The 26158-nt window shown below is 38.0% G+C and carries 24 protein-coding genes; 13 read left to right on the top strand and 11 right to left on the bottom strand.

All coding sequences use genetic code 11. From position 1 onward, the window contains the following. A partial coding sequence (locus ES711_RS16385) for a hypothetical protein (RefSeq protein WP_211363080.1) occupies nt 1-185 on the top strand: 185 nt, incomplete at its 5' end. 407 nt (nt 186-592) lie between these two features. Here ES711_RS16385 and ES711_RS14520 read toward each other — a convergent pair. The 3 genes from ES711_RS14520 to ES711_RS14510 all read right to left on the bottom strand — a co-directional run bounded on the left by ES711_RS14520 (nt 593) and on the right by ES711_RS14510 (nt 5571). Further along, nucleotides 593-3064, bottom strand: a complete 2472-nt coding sequence (locus ES711_RS14520) for a zinc-dependent metalloprotease (RefSeq protein WP_146894025.1) — start codon at nt 3062-3064, stop codon at nt 593-595. Between the two features lie 140 nt (nt 3065-3204). Continuing rightward, the gene (locus ES711_RS14515; protein WP_146894024.1) at nt 3205-3828 is read right to left on the bottom strand and encodes an NADPH-dependent F420 reductase; all 624 of its coding nucleotides are present in this window, start codon (nt 3826-3828) and stop codon (nt 3205-3207) included. A 186-nt stretch (nt 3829-4014) separates the two neighbouring features. Then, nucleotides 4015-5571, bottom strand: coding sequence for a DEAD/DEAH box helicase (locus ES711_RS14510; RefSeq protein ID WP_146894023.1), 1557 nt, complete (start codon nt 5569-5571; stop codon nt 4015-4017). A 111-nt stretch (nt 5572-5682) separates the two neighbouring features. On the opposite strand from ES711_RS14510, the gene ES711_RS14505 reads away from it, so the two are divergent. The 3 genes from ES711_RS14505 (at nt 5683) to ES711_RS14495 (ending at nt 9576) form a co-directional block, all read left to right on the top strand. Continuing rightward, entirely contained in the window at nt 5683-6489 is an 807-nt protein-coding gene (locus tag ES711_RS14505) for a DUF1853 family protein (protein WP_146894022.1), read from the top strand. A gap of 203 nt (nt 6490-6692) precedes the next feature. Next, nucleotides 6693-8993 (top strand): type IA DNA topoisomerase, encoded by a 2301-nt coding sequence (locus ES711_RS14500; RefSeq protein ID WP_146894021.1) that lies wholly within the window; start codon nt 6693-6695, stop codon nt 8991-8993. Next, nucleotides 8980-9576 (top strand): pseudouridine synthase, encoded by a 597-nt coding sequence (locus tag ES711_RS14495; protein ID WP_246139209.1) that lies wholly within the window; start codon nt 8980-8982, stop codon nt 9574-9576. The genes ES711_RS14500 and ES711_RS14495 overlap by 14 nt, the downstream gene beginning before the upstream one ends. Here the strand turns inward: ES711_RS14495 and ES711_RS14490 are convergent. After that, nucleotides 9573-10016 (bottom strand): cold-shock protein, encoded by a 444-nt coding sequence (locus tag ES711_RS14490; RefSeq protein WP_146894020.1) that lies wholly within the window; start codon nt 10014-10016, stop codon nt 9573-9575. The two genes, ES711_RS14495 and ES711_RS14490, sit on opposite strands and share 4 nt — an antisense overlap. A gap of 548 nt (nt 10017-10564) precedes the next feature. Here ES711_RS14490 and ES711_RS14485 point away from each other — a divergent pair. Further along, nucleotides 10565-10828 carry a heavy-metal-associated domain-containing protein gene (locus tag ES711_RS14485; RefSeq protein WP_146894019.1) on the top strand — a complete coding sequence of 88 codons (264 nt, stop codon included), beginning with the start codon at nt 10565-10567 and terminating at the stop codon, nt 10826-10828. Nucleotides 10829-10830: 2 nt separating this feature from the next. Here ES711_RS14485 and ES711_RS14480 read toward each other — a convergent pair whose 3' ends face one another. The 4 genes from ES711_RS14480 to ES711_RS14465 form a co-directional block, all read right to left on the bottom strand. Then, nucleotides 10831-11493 (bottom strand): hypothetical protein, encoded by a 663-nt coding sequence (locus tag ES711_RS14480; protein WP_170245279.1) that lies wholly within the window; start codon nt 11491-11493, stop codon nt 10831-10833. Between the two features lie 90 nt (nt 11494-11583). Next, a complete protein-coding gene (locus tag ES711_RS14475; RefSeq protein WP_146894017.1) occupies nt 11584-13098 on the bottom strand; it encodes a DEAD/DEAH box helicase in 1515 nt (504 codons plus the stop codon). A gap of 210 nt (nt 13099-13308) precedes the next feature. Next, nucleotides 13309-13803 (bottom strand): Hsp20/alpha crystallin family protein, encoded by a 495-nt coding sequence (locus tag ES711_RS14470; RefSeq protein WP_146894016.1) that lies wholly within the window; start codon nt 13801-13803, stop codon nt 13309-13311. 181 nt (nt 13804-13984) lie between these two features. After that, nucleotides 13985-14407, bottom strand: coding sequence for a 3D domain-containing protein (locus tag ES711_RS14465; RefSeq protein WP_246139208.1), 423 nt, complete (start codon nt 14405-14407; stop codon nt 13985-13987). Between the two features lie 76 nt (nt 14408-14483). On the opposite strand from ES711_RS14465, the gene ES711_RS14460 reads away from it, so the two are divergent. Further along, on the top strand, nt 14484-15800 hold the full coding sequence (locus ES711_RS14460) for a dipeptidase (protein WP_146894015.1): 1317 nt from the start codon (nt 14484-14486) through the stop codon (nt 15798-15800). A gap of 69 nt (nt 15801-15869) precedes the next feature. On the opposite strand, the gene ES711_RS14455 is transcribed toward ES711_RS14460, so the two are convergent. Both ES711_RS14455 and ES711_RS14450 read right to left on the bottom strand, forming a co-directional pair. Continuing rightward, complete coding sequence (locus ES711_RS14455; protein WP_146894014.1) at nt 15870-16073, bottom strand: putative signal transducing protein; 204 nt, start codon at nt 16071-16073, stop codon at nt 15870-15872. 255 nt (nt 16074-16328) lie between these two features. Further along, nucleotides 16329-18329: an alpha-ketoacid dehydrogenase subunit alpha/beta gene (locus ES711_RS14450; protein WP_146894013.1), complete on the bottom strand. Its 2001-nt coding sequence runs from the start codon at nt 18327-18329 to the stop codon at nt 16329-16331. Nucleotides 18330-18477: 148 nt separating this feature from the next. Between ES711_RS14450 and ES711_RS14445 the strand changes: the two genes are divergently transcribed. The 5 genes from ES711_RS14445 to ES711_RS14425 all read left to right on the top strand — a co-directional run bounded on the left by ES711_RS14445 (nt 18478) and on the right by ES711_RS14425 (nt 22547). Beyond that, nucleotides 18478-19428, top strand: a complete 951-nt coding sequence (locus ES711_RS14445) for an isopenicillin N synthase family dioxygenase (protein ID WP_146894012.1) — start codon at nt 18478-18480, stop codon at nt 19426-19428. A 59-nt stretch (nt 19429-19487) separates the two neighbouring features. Continuing rightward, a complete protein-coding gene (locus ES711_RS14440; protein ID WP_146894011.1) occupies nt 19488-19811 on the top strand; it encodes a translation initiation factor in 324 nt (107 codons plus the stop codon). Continuing rightward, the gene (locus ES711_RS14435; RefSeq protein WP_146894010.1) at nt 19811-20740 is read left to right on the top strand and encodes a DUF1835 domain-containing protein; all 930 of its coding nucleotides are present in this window, start codon (nt 19811-19813) and stop codon (nt 20738-20740) included. The genes ES711_RS14440 and ES711_RS14435 overlap by 1 nt, the downstream gene beginning before the upstream one ends. Beyond that, nucleotides 20740-21609 (top strand): nucleoside phosphorylase, encoded by an 870-nt coding sequence (locus tag ES711_RS14430; protein ID WP_146894009.1) that lies wholly within the window; start codon nt 20740-20742, stop codon nt 21607-21609. The genes ES711_RS14435 and ES711_RS14430 overlap by 1 nt, the downstream gene beginning before the upstream one ends. An 83-nt stretch (nt 21610-21692) precedes the next feature. Continuing rightward, nucleotides 21693-22547 carry a substrate-binding domain-containing protein gene (locus ES711_RS14425; RefSeq protein WP_146894008.1) on the top strand — a complete coding sequence of 285 codons (855 nt, stop codon included), beginning with the start codon at nt 21693-21695 and terminating at the stop codon, nt 22545-22547. 33 nt (nt 22548-22580) lie between these two features. Here the strand turns inward: ES711_RS14425 and ES711_RS14420 are convergent, their stop codons facing one another. Further along, nucleotides 22581-23246: a uracil-DNA glycosylase gene (locus tag ES711_RS14420; RefSeq protein WP_146894007.1), complete on the bottom strand. Its 666-nt coding sequence runs from the start codon at nt 23244-23246 to the stop codon at nt 22581-22583. A gap of 116 nt (nt 23247-23362) precedes the next feature. Here ES711_RS14420 and ES711_RS14415 point away from each other — a divergent pair, with 116 nt between their 5' ends. Both ES711_RS14415 and ES711_RS14410 read left to right on the top strand, forming a co-directional pair. After that, complete coding sequence (locus tag ES711_RS14415; protein WP_146894006.1) at nt 23363-25525, top strand: endonuclease MutS2; 2163 nt, start codon at nt 23363-23365, stop codon at nt 25523-25525. A 177-nt stretch (nt 25526-25702) separates the two neighbouring features. Further along, on the top strand, nt 25703-26119 hold the full coding sequence (locus ES711_RS14410; RefSeq protein WP_146894005.1) for a thiol-disulfide oxidoreductase DCC family protein: 417 nt from the start codon (nt 25703-25705) through the stop codon (nt 26117-26119). Nucleotides 26120-26158 lie beyond the last annotated feature (39 nt).

Raw genomic sequence — 26158 nt, 5'->3', positions numbered from 1 at the left:
GGAATCCCAAAACATTTTATCAATTAAAGCAATACGTAAAAAAAGCAGTAACTAATTATAATGAAAAAAGAGTCCACAGACACTTACCTAAAATGAGTCCTAATACTTTTCAAAATTATTGGAACGATTTAACACCAGATAATAGACCAATGATCACTATTTTTAACAATGAAATTAATAACTAAAAACGGTCAACTCTAATCAGGGACATTCAAAAGGACAAGAATTTCACGAATAAGCACTAATTTTTCTGCGTGTATCTCTGTGTAACAACTCTTGCAAATAAAAGAAAAGAGAATAGAGAGAAAAGAAAAATGGACAAGAATTTCACGAATAAGCACTAATTTTTGCTCCGTGTATCTCTGTCAAACCTCTGTGGAACTCTATGTAACAACTTTTGCAGATGAAAGAAAAGAGAATAGAGAGAAGAGAAAAAGGACAAGAATTACACGAATTAGCACTAATTTTTGCTCCGTGAAACCTCCGTGGATCTGTTTGTAATAACTTCAAAATCTAGTAACAATTCCGCTCCATTCGTGTCCATTCGTGACATTCGTGTCAAAAAAAAAACGCCCAAAGTTTCCTGCAAATATTATTTCGGATCCAAAATCAATTCAATACGTTTTATAGCATCCAGATAATGATACTTGGTTTCTGTTTGAGACACTAAATTCTTACGTGTATTTAGCTGCTTTTTAAGTACATTCAATTCCCCTCTCACCAAAGCTCTAACATCTGACTGATTCACATCATAAAACGCTCCAAAACGACTCGGTTTCAATTCCTCCGTCATTAAATAGCCCATGCGGTCAATATAGGCACGCTGTAAATTACGACGGTAAATGTCTACGGTCAGATTGCCATTGAGCTCTTTCCAAAGGCCTTTGCGCATATCCTGCAAGAGTTCCAGAGCCGAATAATTTTCAGCACTTATCGCAGCGCCATCAATCAATCTGCCTAGCACATCAAAATCGAGAATGTTGTTTAAATGTCTCGCTTGTGCGCTTCTAAAGGTTTCGGTATATCCGGTATGATCTATATTTTGAAGAATGTCAAAGTTGATCATCCATGTTGGCGATGCAAAGGCATTTTCATGCAGCCAAGCCATGGCTGCTTTTTGGTCCGCTTTAGGAGCGGCAGTATAAATGACCCCTCCTTGCCGCGGTCGTTTGGTGTTTTCATAAACCCCACCAAGATGTGTGGCAACGTGTCCAATATAGCGGTTCCAAACCCCTAACAACTCCCCTTGTAATTCTTTTAAATCGTCATAATCATTGGTCTTATCGCTGGTCCATAGCGGCAATTGTTCTGCGACATATTTTAAGTTCTTCAATCCGTAAGTGCTGGCTTTTATTGAATTGTTACCGATATCTTCCGTTTGTGACGACGGATCGAAATTACTGCTTTGTTTCCCGTATTTAAATCGTGGATCGTCAGCGTTATCTAAGATCCATTGGTTCAAGGTCGGGACCTCCCCTTCTGTGGTTGCGCCTGGAATAAAGCGATAGCCCCAATTGGTGACATAATGATCATAGGGTCCCATCTGACGAATAAAACGTATATTTTGATCTCCAGGTTGGGCAATATAATTGTAACGGGCATAATCCATTAAACTTGCAGCGATCCCATGTTCTTGAGTGAAGGCGCCATTGCGGTAACTTTCCACATCATAAGCATGACTGGCCGCCATATTATGAGGAAATCCTAAGGCGTGTCCCACTTCATGCGCAATAACCATACGCATCATTTCTCCTATTTCTTCATCGCTCGTTTCTAAAGTACGTGCGGACGGATTGGCAGCACCAGTCTCTAACAGATAACGGTTTCTATAAGAGCGCAAATGGTTATGGTACCAAATGATATCACTTTCAATAATTTCTCCGGTGCGCGGGTCAGATACACTTGGGCCTACAGCATTCCTGGTGGTGCTAGCCACATAACGAACTACAGAATACCGGATATCTTCAGCGCTAAACTCTGGATCTTCTTCATAAGTGGGTGGGTCTTTCGCGATAATGGCATTTTTAAAGCCTGCGGTTTCAAATGGTTTTTGCCATTCTTCAATCCCTTGTTTTATATATTTGCGCAGCTTTTCAGGGGTGGCAGGATCTAAATAATACACAATAGGTTTGATGGGCTCTACCAACTCTCCCCTGTTGTAGGCAGCAAGATCTTTAGGTTCTAATCGCCAGCGACGAATGAATGTTTTTTCATCAGATTTTAAAGCCTCACTACTATAATCAAATTGACTGACCGTAAAAAACCCCACGCGCGGATCAGCAAGACGGGGTTGCATTGGGGTGGTTGGTAATAATACCATAGACTGGTTCATCTGTATGCTGATGGTTTCGGTTTCAGGAAGCATCGGTGGCTTTGAAGCGTTGTAACTAAAATCTTGAATGATTTCTATATTCAGCGGAAAACTTTTCGCTGATGTGATAAAACTCCTAGAGTCATCTAAGTTGCGCACCTTATACGTTTCACGTAAGCTTGCCGAAAGACCGCTGATGGCTTTTACATCAGTACTGTAAAACTTGGTCACATCAATAACCACTGCCGACGAATCTTTGCTAAAGGCTGCAATATCAAATGCGTATAAAGTAGGTTCGTAATTATTCGCTTTAACAGATATATTGATAGGCAGACTGTCATGAGCAACGGCATTATACGATTTGACCTTAATCAGGATTTTATTTTGAAAACGCTCCCAAGTAATTAACTGTTCATTAGCCTTCGACCCAGCATTCATGTAACCACCTCCTAAATTAGACGGTAATTTTGCCATGCGGCTCACCAACAACATATCTTTATTGAGCAAGCTATCTTGGATTTCAAAGTAATAATTGTCCTTTATTTTATGAACTTTAAATAAGCCTTCATCTGTGATGGCCTCTTTTGTAATGACTTTATCATAAGGTTTTATAGCATCATCTTTCTTTTTCTCTGGTGACGGTGCGGTGACCTCATTTTTAGACTTTTTCTTCTTTCTAGCAGATTGTGACTGTACGTTAAGCGGATTTAGGAGCCCTCCAAAAAGTAGTGCCCATAGACATAATTTTTTCATTAAATAGCGTTTTTATTAAGGTTCATAAATATAACAAGAAGTTTTAAACTAAGCATGGACTAAGTACAGACAAATGTCCAAACATAAAAAAGGCCTTATCCTGTTACAGATAAGGCCTTTTGTATCATATGTTAATGTGCTTAGATCATCGATTCGAGTTCTGCTCTATTCACAGATTTTCCATATATTTTTTGATCAGGATCCATGATTTTCGTTTTGCTTAAATCGCCAACATATACCGCATCAAATCCAATGTCTTCAATGAGTTGCTGGGTCACGCGCTTGCTATCTTCATCTTGTGCAGCAAAAGGCACCGCTACCCTATCCTGGTCACGCCAAGCTTTCGTCTTCAAATGGTCTGCCTTAATAGTGTTGAAGGCTTTAGCTGTTCTTGCCGTACCAAATTTCATGGCGGTATATTCAGAGGCATTTCTATTGCTGTCTCTTACTTCCTGTGCCATAGCACCATCGCGTTCTGGATAAGGGTTTGTCGCATCAATGATGACGCGATTCCCATATTCTCCAGCGTAAAGTTCCGCTAATTCATCTATCGCTTTAAATGGAACAGCTAATAAATACACATCAGCATTGGCTTCAAAGGCTTTTTCAACGCTCACTGCTTTGGCATTACCGCCGCTGTCTCTTACCAAATCATTTAATTCTTCGGGATGGCGCGAACTGAACAGCACTTCGTGTCCTGCTTTCGCCCAATGTTTTCCTAAATTCCCACCTATATTTCCGCTTCCTATTACTCCTATTTTCATCTGTTTTGTATTTAACTATTACTACTAACCATCTTGGAGATCAAGATTGGTACGTACAAGTTAGATGGATTGAAGGGAAATTGCTTGTCGAATTGCACAGAATATTGACCCATTCCGACAGTCAGTCAACGCGTAAAAAAAATTTAAGAAATTTATATAATGAGAAAGACTTTAAAAAAGTAACGGTTATTCTTCTGGCGGATGCCCATGAATCTCTTCAAAAACTGTATCAAAGTTTTCTCTGATGTAAGCACGTAATTTCATGCGGTAGTCATCATGCAACCATTTTACAAAATTGAAGGTGCTTTTACTGATGCATTGAGTGTAACGCTCTAAACGGTGATTGATATCGTCTTCCAATAATTTCATCAACGCCAAAGCATCATACACGTCTTCACTATTTTCAACACAAATTTTAGTGTGGTGCGCAATAGATTGTTCCAACAATACCTTTGAAGAATCGCCTTTATTAACGGAGTCAATATAGGCCTGTTTCATGTCAAAATAGACTTCCTCAGAATTCTCAAATTCCTTGCGGATAGCATCCGGCATCTCATATCTGAAGTTATTTTCAATATCATCATCGTTAATGATGCTATCTAAATAATAGTTAGGAGATCCGAAAATCTTTTGCCAGTCAATATCTGCACCCCAAGGCCCAAAACGGTGCATGTTGTTACCCAAATCGATAATCTTAAATACCTCTTTGTCTTTATAAATACGAGATCCACGCCCTACCATTTGGTAATACAAGGCTAAAGATTTGGTGGCTCTGTTTAAGATAATGGTATCTACTGATGGTTCATCAAAACCTGTGGTTAAAATACTCACGGATGATAGAATGGCATTAGGAGTATCCTTAAACCATTTCAAAATGGCTTTACGCTCCTTTTTGGTGGCAGTATTGTCTAAATGAGCAATGGTATATCCCGCTCTTTTAAAGGTATCATACACATGTAAAGAAGTATTGATCCCATTGTTGAAAATCAAGGTCTTCTTATTCAAGGAGTGTTGCTCATAGGCATACACCACTTTTCTTAGCATGTCTGTATTAGTGTAGAGATCTTCAGAAGATTTCACGGTATAATCGCCGTTAGAGCCCACTTCTAATGACGTTAATCCAACATTGTACTGATAGGTTTCTGCCGGAGATAGGAAATTATTTTCAATAAGCGATTCGATAGTTTCACCGGTAATCAGCTCATTGTAATTATCCTTCATTGGCAAATCTTTATTAGAACTCAACGGGGTTGCCGTTACACCAAGAATAAAAGATTTTTCGAAATATTTAAAGAGTTTGGTGAAGGAGTTGTAATGCGCCTCATCAATAATGACCAAACCAACATCAGAGATATCTAGCATCTCCTCCTGAAGTCTATTGTTCAAGGTCTCAACCATTGCTACAAAACAGCTATAGTTTGCTTGGTCATCCAGATTCGCCTTGCTATCTACCACCTTATTGCTAACGTTAAATTCCGTCAACATGCGTGAAGTTTGCTTGAGCAACTCTATTCGGTGGGTTAAAATCACAACTTTTTTGTCGTGATTCTTTAAATATTGTCTAACAAATTCAGAGAAAATAACCGTTTTCCCACCTCCGGTAGGCAATTGGTAAAGTAAATGATAATCTTCAGGCGCCTCATCGAAAGCTTTAAACACCTTGTCGATAGCCTTTTTCTGATAATTATATAAATCTTTTCCGGTTTGACGTTCTAAATTTTCTGAAAGGGTTTTTACAGACATTGGTAATGTGGCTTAGGCGTTTGGATTAGTAAGAAGGTACAAAGATAAGTGTAATAGAGGGGTATTACAATATTTCGTCTAAAAGATATTTGTAAATTGCGACGGATTATTATGGATACAGCTAGCTTATTACGCAATTTTAAAGGATATGTCAACACATCTCAACTTTTGGGGGAAGCTCCAATTTACGGGCTAAAATCTTTTGTGATGGGTGTTCACAGCGGGGAAAATTTTATCGGATTACCCAATAAAAAACTTCGCCTCGGGAAGCTGGTGGAACAATTTGTGTTCCATGAATTGGCTTCAGATGCTTTTTGTTCAATTCTATCCGAAAACATTCAGATTCAGGATGGTAAAATAACTATAGGCGAATTGGATGCTTTACTGGTGACCGATACTGGAGCCGTACATTTGGAAATTATCTATAAATTTTATTTGTATGATCCTGATTCAGGCGTTACCGAATTATCGCACTGGATTGGCCCTAACCGAAACGATGCGTTAGTGCAAAAACTGACCAAACTGAAAGAAAAACAGTTGCCACTACTCTATCATAAAAAAACACAACCACTGCTTGAAAAATTAGGACTACAGGCCTCAGATATTCAACAACAAGTACTTTTTAAAGCGCAATTATTTTTACCTCTAAATTTTTCAGACGATGCTTTTGATCAATTAAATCCTGATTGTGTCAAAGGGTTTTACATCCATAGCGCTGATATGGCACAGTTTAAAGCCGATCATTTTTTTATTCCCCAGAAAATGGATTGGATTATGGATCCCCACGATGCGGTTTGCTGGCTCAATTATGATGAATTTAAAATAGAGGTTACGGTGTGGCTTAAGGATCAACGCTCGCCATTATGCTGGCTCAGAACTGGAACAACACTAAAAAAATTCTTTGTGGTTTGGTGGTAATAACTATAATCGATTCATTCCCAAATAGATTATGGGTTTCATCAGATTTCTTGGCAGATGTCCTCAAAAAGTTTTACTTTGCACAGCAAATTTTATGGCGTGAATAGCGCCTTAAACGCCATATTAATACTCAATCCAATTACTTTATTATAGATTCAAAACCTTGAAATTTAAGCACCTTTAATTAAATAACAAATTTTATTTTGAAAGTCTGTATTGCCGAAAAACCGAGTGTTGCCCGAGAAATTGCTGCTATTTTAGGCGCCAATAGTAAACATGATGGGTACTATGAGGGTAATGGCTATGCAGTTACCTATACGTTTGGGCATTTATGTACCTTAATGGAGCCGAATGATTACAAGCCGCATTGGAAAAGTTGGGATTTGAATAATTTACCAATGCTGCCCGAAAAGTTTAAAACCAAGGTGGTGAGCAATGCTGGAATTCAGAAGCAATTTAAAATTGTTAAAAAACTCTTTGACAGTGCCGAGGTCGTGATAAACTGCGGAGATGCTGGGCAGGAAGGAGAATTGATTCAACGTTGGGTATTGGACCAAGCCAATTATAAGGGCAAGGTGAAACGTTTGTGGATTTCGTCGTTAACTTCTGAAGCCATTAAAGAAGGTTTTGAAAACCTGAAACCCTCTGAGCAGTATGATAATCTTTTTTATGCGGGATTTTCTCGCGCTATCGGCGATTGGCTATTAGGGATGAACGCTACCCGATTGTACACACTAAAACACGGGGGTTACAAGCAAGTTCTCTCCGTTGGTCGTGTGCAAACGCCTACATTGGCTATGGTGGTCAACCGGTTTAAGGAAATTGAAAACTTTGTACCACAGCCCTATTGGGAATTGCAAACCATGTACCGAGATACCTTGTTCAGTTATGAAGAAGGTCGTTTTACGAAAATGGAAGATGGGGAACTTCTTGCCAATAAAGTAAAAGAACACGAGTTTGAAATCGTCTCCATTACCAAGAAAAAGGGCAAGGATTATGCACCGAAACTTTTTGATCTTACCGGATTACAGGTGTATTGCAATACCAAGTTTGGTTTTTCAGCAGACGAAACTTTAAAAATCGTTCAAAAGTTATACGAACAGAAAGTGGTGACCTACCCTAGAGTAGATACCACCTTTTTACCGAATGATATTTATCCAAAAGTTCCAGGAATTTTAAAGAACTTGACCAAATATGCGCCACTAACAACGCCTCTTTTAGATAAAAAGATTAAAAAATCAGCAAAGGTTTTTAATGATAAAAAAGTTACAGATCACCACGCCATCATTCCTACGGGTGTGGAAAGTCAGTTGCAGTACAATCAGCAGCAAGTGTATGATATCATTACCAGACGATTTATAGCGGTTTTTCATGAGGACTCTACGGTATCCAACACCACAGTGATTGGAAAAGCGGCCGACGTTAATTTTAAAGCTACAGGAAAAGAAATCTTGAGCAAAGGCTGGCGTGTCGTTTTTGAAAGTGCTTCCAGTACAAATAGTAACAGCGCCAAAGAAAATTTACTGCCTGGTTTTTTAAAAGGAGAGAAAGGCCCGCATGAGCCGTCGTTTTTAGAAAAACAGACCAAACCACCTAATCAATTTACAGAAGCTTCCCTCCTACGGGCTATGGAAACCGCAGGGAAACAGGTGGATGATGATGAGATGCGCGAACTAATGAAGGAAAACGGGATTGGCCGGCCCTCAACGCGAGCAAATATTATCGAAACGCTTTTTAAGCGCAAGTATATTGAGCGAAACAAAAAACAGGTGTTGCCAACACAAATTGGGATCCAACTGATTGACACCATTCAGAATGAACTTTTAAAATCGGCGGAATTGACCGGAATGTGGGAAAAACAATTAAAGGATATTGAGAAAGGCACTTATAGTGCGGCCCAGTTTATTGCTAACATGAAAAAAATGGTGGATGCCTTGGTCTATGAAGTTCGTAGCGAAACCAATCGTGCCAACATTTCCCACACCAAAGCCGTAGAAAAAACTGTTGTTAAAAAGGAGACGAAAAAGAAGGCAGGCATCACTTCCGAGCAGTGTCCGAAATGCAAGCAAGGCTATTTAATTAAGGGTAAATCGGCATTTGGATGTAGCGACTTTAAAAACGGATGTCGTTTTGTATTACCCTTTAAATTTAAGGACAAAAAGATTTCAGAAAAACAATTTATCAGATTACTGCAAAAAGGTTCTACCGTCAATTTAAAAGGATTTAAGACGGAGGCTGGAGAATTGGAAGGCCTTCTTCGTTTTGATGATCAGTTTCAATTGGTTTTGGAGCCAAAGAAATCGACCAAAAAAGTACTCCCAGATACGCTTACTTGCCCTAAATGCAAAATTGGAACGGTGATAAAAGGCAAAACTGCCTATGGGTGTAGTGCCTACAAATCAGGTTGTGATTTCAGATTTACCTTTGACGAGGTTCGCCAAAAGTCAAAAGGGAAAACCATGAGTAAAGAATTGGTATATAGCATTTTAAATGGAGACATCTAAAGCAGAAACGCATGTGTACTATATGCTTCATAAGCCTTTTGGATACTTAAGCCAATTTATGAGTAATGCCAATCACGAACGCAATAAAAAATTTTTGGGTGAGCTTTATGAATTTCCGGAAGGCGTGATGCCCGTTGGGCGTTTGGATAAAAATTCAGAAGGCCTTTTACTTTTGACAACTGACGGATTTTTAAGCAATCAAATCAACAGTAGTCAAGTAGAAAAGGAATATTACGTACAGGTAGACGGTGCCATCACTCCCTCCGCTATAGCGGCTTTGCAAACGAGTGTTAATATCGGTTTCAAAGGAATTAAATACGATACGAAACCTTGCAAGGTATTTGCTTTGGAAAGTCCGCCTGAATTACCAGAACGGTCTAAAAAAATTAGGGACGCACGACATGGGCCAACCTCATGGTTATCGATTACGATAAACGAAGGAAAATTTAGACAAGTGCGTAAAATGACATCTGCCGTTGGTTTTCCTACACTGAGATTGGTACGTGTACGTATAGGCACCATTCATTTAAATAGAATGGCACCAGGTGAGGTTATAAAATTGGATGAATTAAAGGTAGATTAAACGCGCTTAACTCGAACGGCATTCATGCCTTTCATTCCGCGTTCTAACTCAAAAGTTACTTTGTCATTCTCTGCGATATCGTCTAGGAGTCCGCTTACGTGACAGAAATACTTTTCATTATTTTCTAGATCAATGATAAATCCGAAGCCTTTAGAACTATCGTAGAAGGATACTTTTCCTTGTCTTATTGGATCTTCTTCTTCGCCTTCTTCTTTCTTAGGCACACCTAATACAATATCCTCAGCTTCAACTTTAATCTTGTCTGCAGGATTTGGAGGTGTATCAGTTAAATTGCCGTAAGCATCAACGTAAGCAAATTGGATACCATCAGTTCCACCTTCCGCTTTACGGGCTTCTTTTTTCTTTTTTTTATCTTCACGTTTCTTAGCACGTGCTTTTTCTTTTTCAATTTTGTTAAAGGTCTGTTGCGACTTAGCCATTCTTTTTTTTAAATATGTTTTAAGGGTTATACTTTGAAATACCAATCAATACTTAAGATAAGCAATTTTGAGAAATTGAAACGTCTATGGATTAATCAAGTAATTACAATGCATATAAATTATTCAGAGTAATAAGTCTCTAAATATCTATATACCTTACAAATATAAGATATTGATTTCAATTTGCCATCGGTCCTTCCATTAAACTTTATGCTATGAATCGCAAATTGTACGTTTATAGAAGTGTATATTAGCGTTCCTCTCTTTTTTTACTACGAACAGAATCGAAGTTTAGGGTTATCAGAAAATTCAAGATCACATATGCTCTAAGATCAAAACAATGCAAGAGTTTTTTTGGCCTTATAAAACTATTGGGTAAGCAGTCTAAATTACATGAATCAAACAGTATCAGAGAGTTATAATATAAGGCATTACGAAACATTTTTAATGCAAATATAATCTAGCTATAAAGCCTGATTCCATTAGGTGAATTGCAATTATTTATCTAATTTTATAGGTAGAATCAAGCTAAAACAATTTATATCACAATGACATTTATTACTGAAAATATCATCCCAGGCAATTACGGCAAAAAATTTACATCTGATGCTGATGATCCCGCTGAGAAATCGCGTTTAGAAGCCGCTATTATGGAAATTGACGGGGTGACTAAGGTTATTTTTGAAGATGATTCTCCTTTTGATTTTACGGTACATACAGATCAGGTGGTACACGTGACGGAGTTACAAGATAAAGCAAAAGCCTTAGGGTTTCATATCATTGCTAAAGCACCTTTCTTTCCACTGTTTTAAAACTACTCCCCTTCCTTAATTAAAATGATGCTGGCGGTAACGCCCGTTAAGAGGTTCCATTTTTTAGAGGATACCTCCACCCCGTTGTCATCATAAACTTGAAACTCGGCAGTGTTGGGTCCGGATTCACCTTGATTAAGCGCAACAAATTCAATTTTATTGATGCCTTCTACTAACGGCACATCAAAACTTTTATAACTACCAGTCAATAAGAGATTAGGAATAAATACGGTACCATTTACAAACACACGCACCCGATCGCCATCAGGATATTCATGGTCTCTACATCTAATATTGGCTTTTTTTCCGGTCATTCTGAAATTCCCCAAAAACTGATCCTCCATGCTTGGCATTTTAAAGCCTTGTTCTACAGCTTTGCTATTCCATCTTTGGTCGAAAATCTCACCCGGATCTTTTAAATTTGAATCATCAAACATTGAAAATTCCTTTTCCTGTTTTTTTATTTTAATAGGATTATCAATTGGTGCCGTTTCTTCCTTTTTTATAGGATCTATTTTGATGGGTGTAGGCTCTGGTGTTTTCTTTTCTTCCTTTTTTTCGACGGCAGGTATGGGAATGCTCTTAATTGGAAATTCTTGTGCGTTCATATTAAAAATCGCTAGAAAAAAGAAAATGCCTAGAAGCTTAAATTTGTAGGTTACCATACGTTTAAAAACTGTTTCAGATACTTAATCAATAAGTGTACCTATTAGCGAAACTAATACTTAATATTGACTATAAATTTAAAGAAAATGTTAAAACTTGCCGTTGAAGCTGAGTCTTAGCTTTCGGATATACTCTTCCATAAGCCAATCCTTATAATTCTTAGTACTGTTCATCATACAATAAGAATATTGTTTGATACGGTAAGAAATATCATCTTGTAGATATTTGATAATATCGCGGGCATCAAAAATGCTGTCTACATTCTCAATTATCATTTTAGAATGTTGCTCAATGGATTTTTCGATGGCAGTAATCGATTTTTGACCATCAGCAATCGCCTGTTCATAAGCTTCCTTAACGTCAAATTCAATGTCTTCTGTATTGCTAAACCGTTCTCGGATAGAATCTGGCATGACGTATACAAAGTCACGCTCAATGTCTTCGTCGTTTCTTAAGTTTTCAAGATACAGATCAGGATATTTAAAAATATGCTGCCAGTCCACAGATTGATCCCAAGGTCCAAAACGCACGGCATTATTTCCTAAATCGAGAACAGTAAAAGTTTTCTTGTCGGCAAGGATGCGAGATCCACGACCAATCATTTGAAAATATAAAGTCAAGGAACGAGTGGCCCTATTTAATATCACTGATTCTACGGTAGGCTCATCAAACCCAGTGGTTAAAATACTGACGGAGGTTAAAATGCCATCGGGTGTATTTTTAAACCATTTCAAAATATCCTTTCGTTCTTGTTTGCCACAGGTATTGTCTAAATGACGTACGTCATATCCCGCCCGTTTAAAGGAATAACAGACTTCCTTTGAGGTTTGAATACCATTATTAAAAATAAGCGTTTTCTTCCCTTTAGACATTTCTTCGTAAGCAAAAATGAGCTTGCTCAACATGTGCGAATTGGTATAGAGCGCTTCTGAAGATTTAACGGTATAATCGCCGTTTATTCCAATTTTAAGCGTATTCAGTTCCACGTCAAAATTGTAGAGTTCTGCTTTTGCTAAAAAACCATTTTTAATCAAGGTTGAAATATCATCACCAACAATCAGTTTTTGGTAATTATCTTTCATCGGTAATTTGATGTTAGAACTCAATGGCGTTGCGGTAACGCCTAGAATAAAACAGTTTTCAAAAAATTTAAATAGTTTTCTAAAAGAGTTGTAATGGGCCTCGTCAATAATCACCAAGCCTATGTCCTCTAAACGTAATTTTTTGTCGTTCAGACGGTTGTTCAGAGTTTCTACCATCGCCACAAAACATTGATACTGGTCTTGGTCTGGCAATTCTTTTACTTTGCTATTGATAATTTTATTGTGAACATCAAAATTGGTGAGCATTTTTGAAGTTTGTTTGCACAACTCAATACGATGCGTCAAAATGACTACCTTTTTGTTATGATTTTTTATGTAGCGTCTCACAATCTCAGAGAAAATAACCGTCTTCCCTCCTCCCGTTGGGAGTTGGTACAACAAATTATAGTTATCTGAAGACGTTTCCAATACCTCAAAAATCTTATTGAGATCAGCAAGCTGATAATCGTAGAGATTTTTTTTGGTTTTGGTGTCGTTAAAATGTTCTGAGGTTTCTAACATAAAAAAGGGACTTCGGAGAAAATTTCCACAAAATTAAGACTTTATAAGAGTTATAGTGACGCTTTGTTGAAAAGATTTTACAATTGATACAGATCAAAACAGCCTTTTAAGACTCTCCATTTCTTATACATATGATGACAAATGGCGTTGTGATCAATAAAAAAGAGAACCTTTTTAAGGCTCTCCTTTTAATACTTTAAGGTGCATACTTTAAGAAACACTGATCCGTTTTGCCGGTTTTTCCTTGGCTTCTTCCTTTTTAGGTAAGTGTACCGTCAAAATACCTTCTTCGTATTTGGCACTGATGTGATCAGATTCAATAGTGTCTGGTAATGTAAAAGTTCTTTTAAAGGACGCATAGCCAAACTCACGGCGGGTATAGTTGTCTCCTTCAGTGGTATTATCTTCCTTTCTTTCAGAAGATACGGAAAGAATTTTATTGTCTACATCAATATTAAAATCTGATTTTTTCATTCCAGGAACCGCAATTTCTGAAAAGAACTCCTCAGCATTTTCTTTAATGTTTACTGCTGGTAGCGTCATTCCGGTATTAAAATTAGACAAAAAACCTGTCCCCATGCCGCTTTCAAATAAATCTTCAACCCAAGATGAAAGTCTTGGCAATGAAGTAGCGTTTCTTGAAGTTGTGTGTCTTGGTGTAGACACCTCATTTCCATTTTTTTGAATTGTTGCTAAACTACTCATGGTTCATCAAATTTATAAGTTAAACTTTAATTTCGATAACACTATTTCAAAATGGATACCAAAGCACTATTTAGGAATTAATGCGATATTTTTTAAAAATTCGAAGACAATTTGACAGAGTTAACCCTCTAAAAACTAACAAAATGACAGTTTTCTATAGTTTTAACGAGGTGAGGTTCATCTATCTTTTGGTGGCTTTATGGATCACTTCTTTTGACAATTTGTAATCAATACATACGGTACGTCTCCCCCATTCTATTGCGGCGTCAATATCTTTTCCCATATAAATATCAATATGATTGCGCCATTTACGATGCATTTTATCCTTTACTAGATACACACCTTCAAAGCCTTCAATAAGCACGGGCGTATTGTGTTTTAAGCCTTTTCGCAACAAATCTCGCGATACGGCAATATATTTCATACCGGGTTTTAAACTGTCTCCAAATGCGGTAAATTGTGGTTTTCCGCTAGTTTGGGCAGGGGTAGAATTATAAGCGCTGGCATCAACGGTCATGGAATCCCAAATCTCTAGAGGCGTTTCATTTGTAGATTTTTCACAGCCCATCACTATTAAGAATAATACTAAAAAACGTATTTGCATGAAATAAATATACAACTTATAGAATCATAAATTCATTTTTGTAACTTGTCAAGTTATAAATATATTATACAAATCCATGAAAAAAACGATTCTATCTTTAAGTTTGCTAACGCTTTTTATGAGCTGTAAAGACGACAACAAAAAAATGGCCCAACCAGATGCAAAACAAGACTCCATTGCACTTATAGAACGTGCAAAGGCTATTCATGACCGCGTTATTACCTTAGACACGCACTGCGACTTTAATGTTGCCAATTTTACGGACGAAACTAATTATACCCAAGATTTATCCTCACAAGTAACTTTACCTAAAATGACTGAAGGTGGTTTAGATGTGGCATGGTTTATTGTCTACACCGGGCAAGAGGAATTGACGGATGCAGGATTTAAAAAAGCGCACAAAACTGCCATGGGTAAATTTGACGCCATTCATAAACTTGTCGATGAGATTGCCCCTGCAGAAATAGAACTGGCCGTTACCTCTGATGATGTGAGACGCATTGTGAAATCTGGCAAAAAAGTAGCCATGATTGGGATAGAGAACGGTTACCCAGTTGGAAAGGACATTGCCAACGTGGAGAAATTTTACAATTTAGGCGGACGTTATATGTCTTTGTCACATAACGGTCACAGCCAGTTGAGTGATAGTAATACAGGCGAAGCTGATTCTATTTGGTTGCACAATGGCCTGAGTGATCTCGGTAAAAAGGTCATAAAAGAAATGAATCGGTTGGGGATGATGATTGATGTATCTCACCCTAGTAAAGAAGCGATGAAAGCTATGATTGAATTGTCAGAAGCGCCGATCATTGCCTCACATTCTTCGGCAAGAGCCTTATGCGATCACAGTAGAAATTTAGATGATGAGCAATTAGAATGGCTTAAGGAAAATGGGGGTGTTGTACAAACAGTTGCTTTCGCGGCGTATTTAAATACTGAAAAAGCTGAAAAATATGCAGCGTTTCAAAAGGAAGTGGCTCTAACGGTTATGGACTCAATGAATGTGGCGTATTTAGAATGGAGTGATATGAAAGACCTTTCCGCAGAGGAACGTGATGCATATTATGAGATATTGGACAAAGTAAGACCGATTGTGGCCAGCAAGATGAAGGGCATGAAAGATGTTCCTGAAGGTGTCACTGTGGCTGATTTTGTAAATCATATTGATTATATGGTGAAGAAAATCGGGATCGAGCACGTAGGAATCAGCAGTGATTTTGATGGTGGTGGTGGTATTGTAGGCTGGAATGACGCCTCAGAAACCTTTAATGTAACGCTTGAACTTGTGAAACGTGGCTACACTGAAGACGAAATCGGAATGCTATGGAGTGGTAATTTACTACGGGTTTTAGACGAAGTGCAAGCTTACGCTAAAAGTGTACAAAAAAGCTAAAAATTGAGATATATACAACTAAAAAAGTCGGCATCATGCGGACTTTTTATTTTAAAAGGAATTTTATAATTACGATCTATTGTTGGCCAAAACCTCTAGCGCTCTTTGTTCATCAGCCTGGGCAACATATATTTCGATGTCTCCATGTATGACTAAAAAAGAGGAATCAGACTTGTTTAGTTCTTGATAATCGATCTGTTCATTTTCAAGAATATTTTTGATTTCCATGATTCTTACTTGTGAACTTCCTGAATATATTTTTACGTCGCTCATATGTTTTATTTTTAATGTGAGATTTATCTTTCTAAGTTAAGCAAAAAAGAGAGAAATAGAACTATTGGCGTGCGTAGTTTTCTCCTGATAAAATTTAAAAGCTTTAATTTTTAAATCCAACCGTCTATTTTAGATAACAATGTCTCAAATAACGCTCCAGTTATCCATAATTCAAAACTGTGGGTGTCTAAAAAAAATAAGTGCCTGCAATTAATTGCAGGCACCAATTATATCATTGAAGTACAGTCGGCAATCTTAATAATTTAAGACCGCTCGTAGCTCTGTCTCAAACTTACCTTTGGCCAAATATTGATCTTCCAATTGGTTGATGAACGGAATAGGTGTTTCCATACTCGCCACTCGTTTGACTGGCGCATCTAAATATTCAAAACAGTGCTCCATAATCATAGCGCTTAAATCGCTAGCAATTCCGCCAAACATGGAATCTTCCTGAAGGATGATCGCACGTCCGGTTTTCTTTACGGATTTGAAAATAGCGTCGGTATCTAGGGGCTGCAGCGTTCTTAAATCGATTAAATCGGCGTCAATATCTTCATTGTTCGCTAATGTGTCTAAAGCCCAATGTACCGCCGCGCCATAGGTTATAATGGTAATATCCTTACCTTCTTTTAAAAGTGCTGCTTGTCCAAATGGGATGGTGAAATATTCGGCAGGAACTTCCTGACGGATGCTTCTATACAATGCTTTATGCTCGAAAAACAATACCGAATTAGGGTCATTGATAGCAGTGGCCAATAATCCTTTGGCATCATAAGGAAATGCTGGATACACCACTTTTAATCCTGGAGTTTTGGTGAACCAGGCTTCGTTCGTTTGCGAATGGAACGGACCCGCCGCAACGCCAGCGCCACAAGGCATTCTGATCACCACATCAGCATTCTCATTCCATCGGTAATGCGATTTTGCTAAATAATTAACAATAGGATTGAAGCCTGAACTCACAAAATCAGCAAATTGCATCTCTACAATGGCTTTCATTCCCGCTATGGACAGTCCCATGGCCGCTTCTACAATGGCCGATTCACAAATCGGGGTGTTGCGGACACGCTCTTTACCAAATTCGGCTACAAAGCCTTCAGTGATTTTAAATGCACCACCGTATTCCGCAATATCCTGGCCCATAATTACCAAGTCTTTATGGCGTTGCATGCTCTGGCGTAAACCTTGAGAAATAGCGTCAATAAAGCGAATGTCCTCTCCACTCGACTTCGGTTCAATGTGCTGATAATCATAAGGAGCGTAGACGTCATTTAATTCAACACTTGCATCAGCGATAATCTCTTCCTCTGCGCCTGCCGCTTTCAAAGCTGCGTCAATTTCAGACTTTATTTCGGTTTGGAATTGGTTATCTTGCTCCGTGCTTAACACACCTAAATTGAGCAAATAATTTCTATAGTTATTGATAGGATCCTTTGCTTCCCATTCTTTAATGAGATCACTCGGAACATATTTGGTTCCACTGGCCTCCTCATGACCGCGCATTCTAAATGTTTTAAACTCTATCAAAATAGGGCGCGGACGTTTCCGGACGCTTTCTGCAAGTTTCAACATTTTGCCGTAAACTTCTAGAATATTATTCCCATCTAAAATAAAGGAATCAATACCATAGCCTTTTCCTCTATCGGCCAAATCCTTGCAAAAATATTGTTCACTAGTAGGAGTAGACAAACCGTAGCCGTTGTTTTCAATGCAAAAAATTACAGGTAATTGCCATACCGCTGCCACGTTAAGTGCTTCGTGGAAGTCGCCTTCACTTGTTCCGCCTTCTCCTGTGAAAACAGCAGTCACTTGATTTTTGTTTTTTAGGTTACTTGCCAGTGCTATGCCATCAGCAACACCTAATTGCGGGCCCAAATGAGAAATCATGCCTACAATGTTATACTCTTGGGTTCCAAAATGGAAGGAGCGATCACGACCTTTAGTAAATCCATTGGCCTTGCCCTGCCATTGACTAAATAGACGTTGCAACGGAATTTCACGCGTGGTAAACACCCCTAAATTACGGTGCATTGGTAAGATAAACTCATCCGGGTTTAGAGCCATGGTAACACCTACTGAGATGGCCTCTTGCCCTATTCCGGAAAACCATTTGGAAACTTTCCCCTGACGGAGTAGAATTAACATCTTTTCTTCAATCAATCTAGGCTTGAGCATAGACTTGTAGAGTTGAAGAAGTGTCTTGTTATCGAGATTCTTTTTATCGAAGTGAATCGCGCTTTTAATAGATGATAACATAAGGTTAGCGTTTTAAATCTCAAATGTAAATAAAATTAGAGAGAATGACTCTAAACCCTCAATTTTTTAGCACTTTATTGCGACCGCATTTTACAGTATTTTTCGTTACTTTTGTGATAAAGCAGTTAAATCTAAAACATATATAGCAATGAATGTGATACCAAGCGTAAATCTGAAGGATTTCGTCTCCGGCGACCCAGATAGGAAACAGAAATTTATTGACGAGATTGGAAAGGCCTATGAAGAAATTGGTTTTGTTGCCCTTAAAGGTCACTTTCTAGATGATGCCTTGGTAGACGATCTCTACGGAGAGGTTAAAAACTTCTTCTCACTCCCAACCGATGTGAAGCGCACCTACGAGATTCCTGGGATTGGCGGACAGCGTGGCTACGTATCTTTTGGAAAAGAAAGTGCAAAAGGTCAAAAACAGGGCGACTTAAAAGAGTTTTGGCATTTTGGGCAATATGTTGATGATGATCCTGTACGTGCTAAAGAATATCCTGAAAATGTAAATGTTGCTGAACTACCACGGTTTAATGAAGTTGGTAAGGAAGCTTATGCGATGCTCGAAAAAACCGCTAAATATGTGCTTAGAGCCCTGGCCCTACATTTAAATTTAGAAGAAACATACTTTGATAATTATATCCATAATGGCAATTCTATTTTAAGACCTATCCATTATCCACCAATTCATGAAGAACCTAAAGAGGCGGTTCGTGCTGCAGCACATGGCGATATTAACCTGATTACCCTATTAATGGGGGCTCAAGGGCGCGGACTGCAAGTTCAAAATCATAAGGGCGAATGGCTTGATGCCATTGCAGAACCGGATGAATTGATGATTAATGTGGGCGATATGCTATCAAGGCATACTAATAACAAATTGAAATCGACCATCCACCGTGTGGTCAATCCGCCAAGAGAATTATGGGGCACCTCTCGGTATTCCATTCCATTTTTTATGCATCCCATAAGCGAAATGAAATTGGATGTTTTGGAGAGCTGCATTGATGAAGACAATCCAAAACAATTTGAAGATATTACTGCTGGCGAATTTTTAACGGAACGATTGATAGAACTCGGATTAATTAAAAAATAAACAGTAATTGATCAGGGCTATTCGCTTGAATTTTGCCGACACTGAAGACTGAAAGATTTATGGATTTAGAAGACCAACTCAAAAAGTTATTTCCAGAACATACCCCAGAAGAAACCCCAGAAGAATCTCCCTCCAACATTTGGTTGCAGGATGATCCTATCCTCTGCAAATATGAAAAACGCAAAGGGAAACCTATTACCATTTTAGAAGGTTATACGGGCGCTACGGAAGACTTTAAATTACTCGCCAAAGAATTGAAAACCAAACTTAGTGTGGGAGGCAGTTTTAAAGACGATAAAATTATCATACAAGGTGATTTTGGAGATCAAATTATGACCTTATTAAAAGAAAAAGGTTTCGCAGTTAAACGTGTGGGTGGCTGATGGCATCTAAAACACTACATATTACCAACGGGAATAATCTGACTGATTATTTGAAAGAACTCCGCTATGAAGGCCACTTCCTAACGTGGCAGGAAATGTTATGCGAAGGCCCAACAACGGAACGGATTGCCACTCAGGAGTTTTACAATCTTAGAATGGAGTTTCTTCAAGATTATTATGAGATAGAAATCAATGAAGAAGAATTGATTGAGGAAATAGATATTCTCAACCATACCGAGCAGTTTGAGGAGATTGTATTGTGGTTTGAATATGATCTTTTTTGTCATATTAATCTGATGGCAATTATCAACCTGCTACGACAAAAGGACATTGAGCTTCCACTCTACTTGGTGTGCAGTGGCCGTGTAAAAGGAGAAAAGGAATTGAAAGCGTTGGCAGAACTAAAACTTGAACAACTGCAGCAACATTACACCGATAGAATTAAATTATCAACAGAAGATTCAGATTTGATGCGTTCTTTATGGCGTATCTACTGTGGTAAGGATCATAACCTGTTTAAACCTTATATTGTTCAAAATTCATCGTTTCCATATTTGAGCAACTGCTTGAGAGCACATTTAGAACGATTTCCCGATTCAGTAACGGGGCTTTCAACTTTAGAAACGCACACACTTCAAATGATTGCGGATCAAAGTATAAAGTCAAAGCGACATTTATTAGGCTATATTTTAAATTTTCAAGGGTATTACGGATTTGGAGATCTTCAAATCAACCGTATGATTGCTCTGTTAGAAATTTTTTACGAACAAGAAGATGGATTGCTTGTGCTGAATGAAAAAGGCAATGCAGCCATTAAACGAGAACGTGACTTTTCAGAAGAAATAAAGTCCCTAATGATTTTTGGAGGCGTAAAAAAATTAGATTTTCAGTTCAGTAAAACTGAAAACAAACTTATAACATCAACCTAATGGCTATAGCAGCATCAGAACTTATATTAAATCCGGATGGTAGTGTATACCATCTTAATTTGAGACCAGAACATTTGGCAACCACCATTATTACGGTTGGAGATCCAGATCGGGTGGACAGCGTTACGGAACATTTTGACACCGTAGAATTTCAAACACGCAAAAGAGAATTCCATACCCAAACGGGGACTTATAAAGGGAAACGCATCACCGTTATTTCTACGGGAATTGGTACTGATAATATTGATATTGTATTAAATGAATTGGATGCCTTAGTCAATATAGATTTAGAAAAACGCATTATTAAAGACACCCTAACCTCCTTGGAAATTGTCAGAATAGGAACTTCTGGGTCTATTCAAAAAAATATTCCTTTAGATTCATTTGTAATTAGTGAGTATGCAGCAGGCTTTGACAGTTTATTGCACTTTTATGATAATAACGCTATTCAAGATTTGAATATATCTGAAGCACTGGTTGAGCATACCAATTGGAGTCCTTTAAAATCTAAGCCTTATATTGTTAAATGTAATGCTGATTTGTACCAGAAAATGAATTCAGATCAAACTGTGAAAGGTTTTACAGCTACAAATGTTGGCTTTTACGGACCTCAGGGTCGGGTTTTAAGACTTCCTTTGCAGGATGAGGGCTTGAACGATAAATTGGCCAGTTTCAATTTTCAAGATAGGCCTATTACAAATCTTGAAATGGAAACGGCTGGAATTTATGCCTTATCCGCACTTTTAGGTCACAAAGCCGTTTCTATGAATGCGATCATTGCCAATAGAGCGACTGGCGAATTCAGCAAGGACCCCTCAGGTTTGATTAATAAATTAATTACGTATACCTTAGATAAATTAGTGCAATAATTAGCTAGTTTTAAACACTTTAAAACTTAAATTAACACACTTTTTCAATTTGAGAATTGATGAAGTGCTAACAGATCATTTTGATGAAGACAGTAAATATAGGTGGTGTACCGGAACATTTCAACTTAGCGTGGTATTTAACGTTGAAGAATGGCGAATATAAGGAAGAAGAAATCAATTTACGTTGGCAAGATTACCATAGTGGTACTGGTGCCATGACCGAAGCCTTGCGCAACGGCGATATTGATATGGCGGTGATTTTGACTGAAGGCATCGTAAAAGATATCGCTGAAGGCAATCCGAGTAAAATCGTTCAAGTTTTTGTAGAAACTCCACTCATTTGGGGGATTCATGTGGCAAATGGATCAGAATTTAAATCGATTGAAGATTTAAAAGGCAAACGCTGTGCCATTAGTAGATATGGTTCTGGGTCGCACTTAATGGCCTATATTAACGCCGAAAATAACGGATGGAATTTAGACACCGATTTAAAATTTGAATTGGTTAAAGATTTAGAAGGCGCCGTAAAAGCGTTGAGTAATGGCGAGGCAGATTATTTTATGTGGGAAAAATTTATGACCAAACCTATTGTCGATTCTGGAGTATTTAGACGCATTGGAAATTGCCCTACTCCTTGGCCTTGTTTTGTGATCGCGGTTAGAGATGAATTTTTGGCAGCCAATGAAAATCTGGTGAAAATCATTTTAGAAATCATTAATAATACGACGATCGATTTTAAGGAAATCCCTAGTATTGACCGAATGATTGCCAACCGCTATGCCTTAGAATTAGAGGACGTACAAGAATGGCTTTCGCTTACTGAATGGTCCCAACGCCATTTAGATGAAGCTACGGTTAATAAAGTACAGCAGAAATTAATAAAATTGGATATTCTTGCCGAAAAACGGCCTTACCATCAGATTGTCAAAAACGTATAATTTTACATTATCATAAGTAGCCTCGCTCAGAGTTTACCACGCAATGGGAGTCAAACCTAGATTTTTCAGCTGTACATTGGTTTTGCTGAAACTCTGGTTGCCAAACCAATATCCTCTATTGGCACTCAATGGGGACGGATGCCCGGAAGTGATGATATGATGTTTTGAAGCCTCAATAAATTTCACTTTTTGCTTGGCGTAACCACCCCATAATAAGAAGACCACATCTTCTTTTTGGTCGCTTATCGTTTTTATAACCGCATTGGTGAAGGTTTCCCATCCCCTCTTTTGGTGACTTCCGGCCATACCCGCCCTAACGGTTAAAGTGGCATTCAGTAACAGAACGCCTTGTTTTGCCCATGCTTCCAAATTTCCTGAATCTGGATACGTTTTCTGTGTGTCAGTTTCTAATTCCTTAAAAATATTTCTGAGTGATGGTGGATGCGCGATGCCATCATTCACTGAAAAACAAAGTCCATTAGCTTGTCCAGGTCCATGGTAAGGATCTTGACCTATAATCACCACTTTTACCGCATCAAATGGGCACCATTTAAAAGCATTAAAAATGTCGTCCTGTTTTGGATAACATTGCTGCTGCGCGTATTCTTGCGCTACATAAGTCATTAGCTCCTTAAAATATGATTTTTCAAATTCGGATTGTAAGTGCGCTTTCCAGCTCGGCTCTAGGTAAAACTCCATGTGTAATTGATCGTTTGGAATAAAAATAAGGTGATTTATGGTTGTGCTAAAATATACATTCCAAAACTTTAAATTTCCTTAAATTTGAACATAATTAAAAGATCTACAAAAAGCGAATGCACATTCAAGAGAAAACCCTTAAAGATATTGAATTCTATACCGTCCTTGATCAAATGGCGGCGCATTGCCTAACGCACTTAGGCACTGAAAAGGCCTTACAGACCGTTCCCTATTCTAAAAAACACGAGTTGCTGAACGCATTAGCGCTCACCAATGATTATTTAGCATCGTTTGACAATGACAATCGCATTCCAAATCATGGGTTTGAACCGATTACCAATGAAATTAAACTGCTTAAAATTGAAAACTCATATTTAGAAACCATCAGTTTTAGAAAGATTAAAGCAATATCAGCAGCCAGCAATGACATCATAAACTTTTTAAAAAAGTTTAAAGAATATTATCCAAATCTATTTGACTACGCTGAAAATATTACCGTTACCACTGATCTTATTACCCAAATAGATGCAATCATCGATCGTTTTGGAGATGTTAAAGACAATGCTTCTGACGAATTATTTCGTTTGCGTCAAGATATCAATGGGGTTCGCGGGAAGATCAATCAGAGTTTTGCTTCTGCATTAACCGCCTATAGTGGCCAAGATTATTTAGATGATATCAGAGAATCTGTGGTAGAAAACAAACGCGTATTGGCCGTAAAAGCCATGTACAGACGAAAGGTTAAAGGGGCAATTTTAGGTGGCAGCAAAACAGGAAGTATAGTATATATTGAGCCAGAAGCCACTTTTAAATATACTCGGGAACTCAATAATTTAGAATTTGAAGAAAAGGAAGAAGTCACCAGAATCTTAAAGCAGCTTACTAACTTTATCAGACCCTTCCGAGAATTATTACAGGATTATCAGCAATTTTTAACAGAATTGGACGTGATTTTTGCAAAGGCAAAATATGCGGAATCCATTAATGGTATTTTGCCTGAAATCTCGGAGACTAAGGATTATGTGCTCCGGGAGGCTATCCATCCGTTGTTGTATCTATCAAATAAAAAGAAGAATAAAACCACGTTTCCGCAGTCTATAGAATTGCATCCTGAAAATAGAATCATTGTAATCTCCGGACCTAATGCTGGTGGAAAAAGTATCACGCTAAAAACTGTCGGATTACTGCAGGTAATGCTTCAAAGTGGGATGTTGATTCCTGTTCATGAACGCAGTAAAGTTTGTCTGTTTGATAGGATTCTTACTGATATCGGCGATAATCAATCTATAGAAAACCATTTGAGCACGTATAGCTACCGATTAAAACAAATGAATTATTTTCTGAAAAAGTGCAATAAACACACGCTTTTTCTGATTGATGAGTTTGGAACTGGGAGTGATCCTGAATTGGGTGGCGCTTTGGCGGAAACCTTTTTGGAGGAGTTTTACCATAGGGAAGCGTTTGGGATTATCACCACCCACTACTCCAACCTCAAAGTATTAGCAAATGAATTGCCCTTTATGCAAAACGCCAATATGATGTTTGACGAAAAAAGTCTGGAGCCCATGTTTAAATTGGCACTGGGTCAGGCCGGAAGTTCGTTTACCTTTGAAGTGGCTCAAAAAAATGGCATTCCCTACAGTCTAGTCAATCGAGCAAAAAAGAAAATTGAGCGTGGTAAAGTCCGATTTGATGCCACTATTGCAAAGCTTCAAAAGGAACGTAGCAAACTTGAAAAAACAGAACAGTCTTTAAAAATTAATGAACGCAAAACCCAATCTGAAGCGGAAAAATTGGAAGAAATAAATTTCAAAATTCAGAAAAAACTGGAAAGCTATCAAGAATTGTACGACAGCAATCAGCGATTGGTTTATTTAGGACAGAAGATGAACGATTTGTCTGAGAAATACTTTGACAATAAGAAAAAGAAAGAACTCATGGACGAACTCTTTAAGCTCGTGCAGATAGAGAATTCCAAAAGAAAGAAAGTTTCTGCTAAAGTGAAGAAGGTTCAGAAGGCCAAAGAACAGAAAGTGATTAAGGAAGCAGAAAAGACGGTGGAAGTCATTCGCCAGAAAAAGAAAGCAGCCAAGATAAAAGTTGACGCAGCTCCTCAACCTAAACCCACTTTTAAAATTGGCGATCGCGTCCGTTTACAAGACGGTAGAGCGGTTGGAAGTATTGATAAAATCGAAAAAAATAAAGCATTTATTGACTACGGCATGTTTACAACAAGTGTGGACATGGGGCAGTTAGAATTGGTAGAACGGATGAAATAGCGTGTGTTGTCTATAACTACATAACTACATAACTACCAAACGCTGAATACTGAACGCTGAATACTGCAGATTGAATACTGAAAACTGGAGACTGAAAACTGAATACTGAAGACTGAAAACTGAAAACAAAACTGGAGACTGAAAACTGAATACTGAAGACTGAAAACTGAAAACAAAATGTCCATACCTATAGAAAAAAATAAACAACTGATCCTTTTTGACGGGGTTTGCAATTTGTGCAATACTTCTGTGCAATATGTCATTAAAAATGATCAACAGGATGTATTTCGGTATACCGCATTGCAAAGTGCCATTGGGCAAGAGGTTTTAGAGCACTTCAAGATTGATCGGAATGAGACAGATTCTATTCTGCTGTATTCTGAATCTGATGGGATTTCCTATAAATCGACAGCAGCCTTAAAAATAGTCTCCAAATTAGGGTTCCCAAGAAATTTGTTAGCCATTTTTCTGATTGTGCCAGCTTTCATCAGAAATTGGGTATATGATTATATCGCTAAAAACAGATACAAATGGTACGGTCAAAAGGACGAGTGTATGATCCCGACGCCCGAATTGAAGTCGAAATTTTTATAAATTGATTGTACATAAACTTAAAAAGTCCTCAGATGAGGA

Source organism: Gelidibacter salicanalis (assembly GCF_007997285.1).
In the GTDB taxonomy this organism is placed as follows: Bacteria; Bacteroidota; Bacteroidia; order Flavobacteriales; family Flavobacteriaceae; genus Gelidibacter; species Gelidibacter salicanalis.
The sequence above is the reverse complement of the archived record's forward strand: the minus strand, read 5'-3'. Positions and strand labels throughout refer to the sequence as shown.

Coding starts and splice junctions, on each gene's coding strand:
- ES711_RS14520 (WP_146894025.1), bottom strand. CDS start 3,064: ATGAAAAAATTATGTCTATGGGCACTACTTTTTGGAGGGCTCCTAAAT.
- ES711_RS14515 (WP_146894024.1), bottom strand. CDS start 3,828: ATGAAAATAGGAGTAATAGGAAGCGGAAATATAGGTGGGAATTTAGGA.
- ES711_RS14510 (WP_146894023.1), bottom strand. CDS start 5,571: ATGTCTGTAAAAACCCTTTCAGAAAATTTAGAACGTCAAACCGGAAAA.
- ES711_RS14505 (WP_146894022.1), top strand. CDS start 5,683: ATGGATACAGCTAGCTTATTACGCAATTTTAAAGGATATGTCAACACA.
- ES711_RS14495 (WP_246139209.1), top strand. CDS start 8,980: ATGGAGACATCTAAAGCAGAAACGCATGTGTACTATATGCTTCATAAG.
- ES711_RS14490 (WP_146894020.1), bottom strand. CDS start 10,016: ATGGCTAAGTCGCAACAGACCTTTAACAAAATTGAAAAAGAAAAAGCA.
- ES711_RS14485 (WP_146894019.1), top strand. CDS start 10,565: ATGACATTTATTACTGAAAATATCATCCCAGGCAATTACGGCAAAAAA.
- ES711_RS14480 (WP_170245279.1), bottom strand. CDS start 11,493: ATGGTAACCTACAAATTTAAGCTTCTAGGCATTTTCTTTTTTCTAGCG.
- ES711_RS14475 (WP_146894017.1), bottom strand. CDS start 13,098: ATGTTAGAAACCTCAGAACATTTTAACGACACCAAAACCAAAAAAAAT.
- ES711_RS14470 (WP_146894016.1), bottom strand. CDS start 13,803: ATGAGTAGTTTAGCAACAATTCAAAAAAATGGAAATGAGGTGTCTACA.
- ES711_RS14465 (WP_246139208.1), bottom strand. CDS start 14,407: ATGCAAATACGTTTTTTAGTATTATTCTTAATAGTGATGGGCTGTGAA.
- ES711_RS14460 (WP_146894015.1), top strand. CDS start 14,484: ATGAAAAAAACGATTCTATCTTTAAGTTTGCTAACGCTTTTTATGAGC.
- ES711_RS14455 (WP_146894014.1), bottom strand. CDS start 16,073: ATGAGCGACGTAAAAATATATTCAGGAAGTTCACAAGTAAGAATCATG.
- ES711_RS14450 (WP_146894013.1), bottom strand. CDS start 18,329: ATGTTATCATCTATTAAAAGCGCGATTCACTTCGATAAAAAGAATCTC.
- ES711_RS14445 (WP_146894012.1), top strand. CDS start 18,478: ATGAATGTGATACCAAGCGTAAATCTGAAGGATTTCGTCTCCGGCGAC.
- ES711_RS14440 (WP_146894011.1), top strand. CDS start 19,488: ATGGATTTAGAAGACCAACTCAAAAAGTTATTTCCAGAACATACCCCA.
- ES711_RS14435 (WP_146894010.1), top strand. CDS start 19,811: ATGGCATCTAAAACACTACATATTACCAACGGGAATAATCTGACTGAT.
- ES711_RS14430 (WP_146894009.1), top strand. CDS start 20,740: ATGGCTATAGCAGCATCAGAACTTATATTAAATCCGGATGGTAGTGTA.
- ES711_RS14425 (WP_146894008.1), top strand. CDS start 21,693: ATGAAGACAGTAAATATAGGTGGTGTACCGGAACATTTCAACTTAGCG.
- ES711_RS14420 (WP_146894007.1), bottom strand. CDS start 23,246: ATGGAGTTTTACCTAGAGCCGAGCTGGAAAGCGCACTTACAATCCGAA.
- ES711_RS14415 (WP_146894006.1), top strand. CDS start 23,363: ATGCACATTCAAGAGAAAACCCTTAAAGATATTGAATTCTATACCGTC.
- ES711_RS14410 (WP_146894005.1), top strand. CDS start 25,703: ATGTCCATACCTATAGAAAAAAATAAACAACTGATCCTTTTTGACGGG.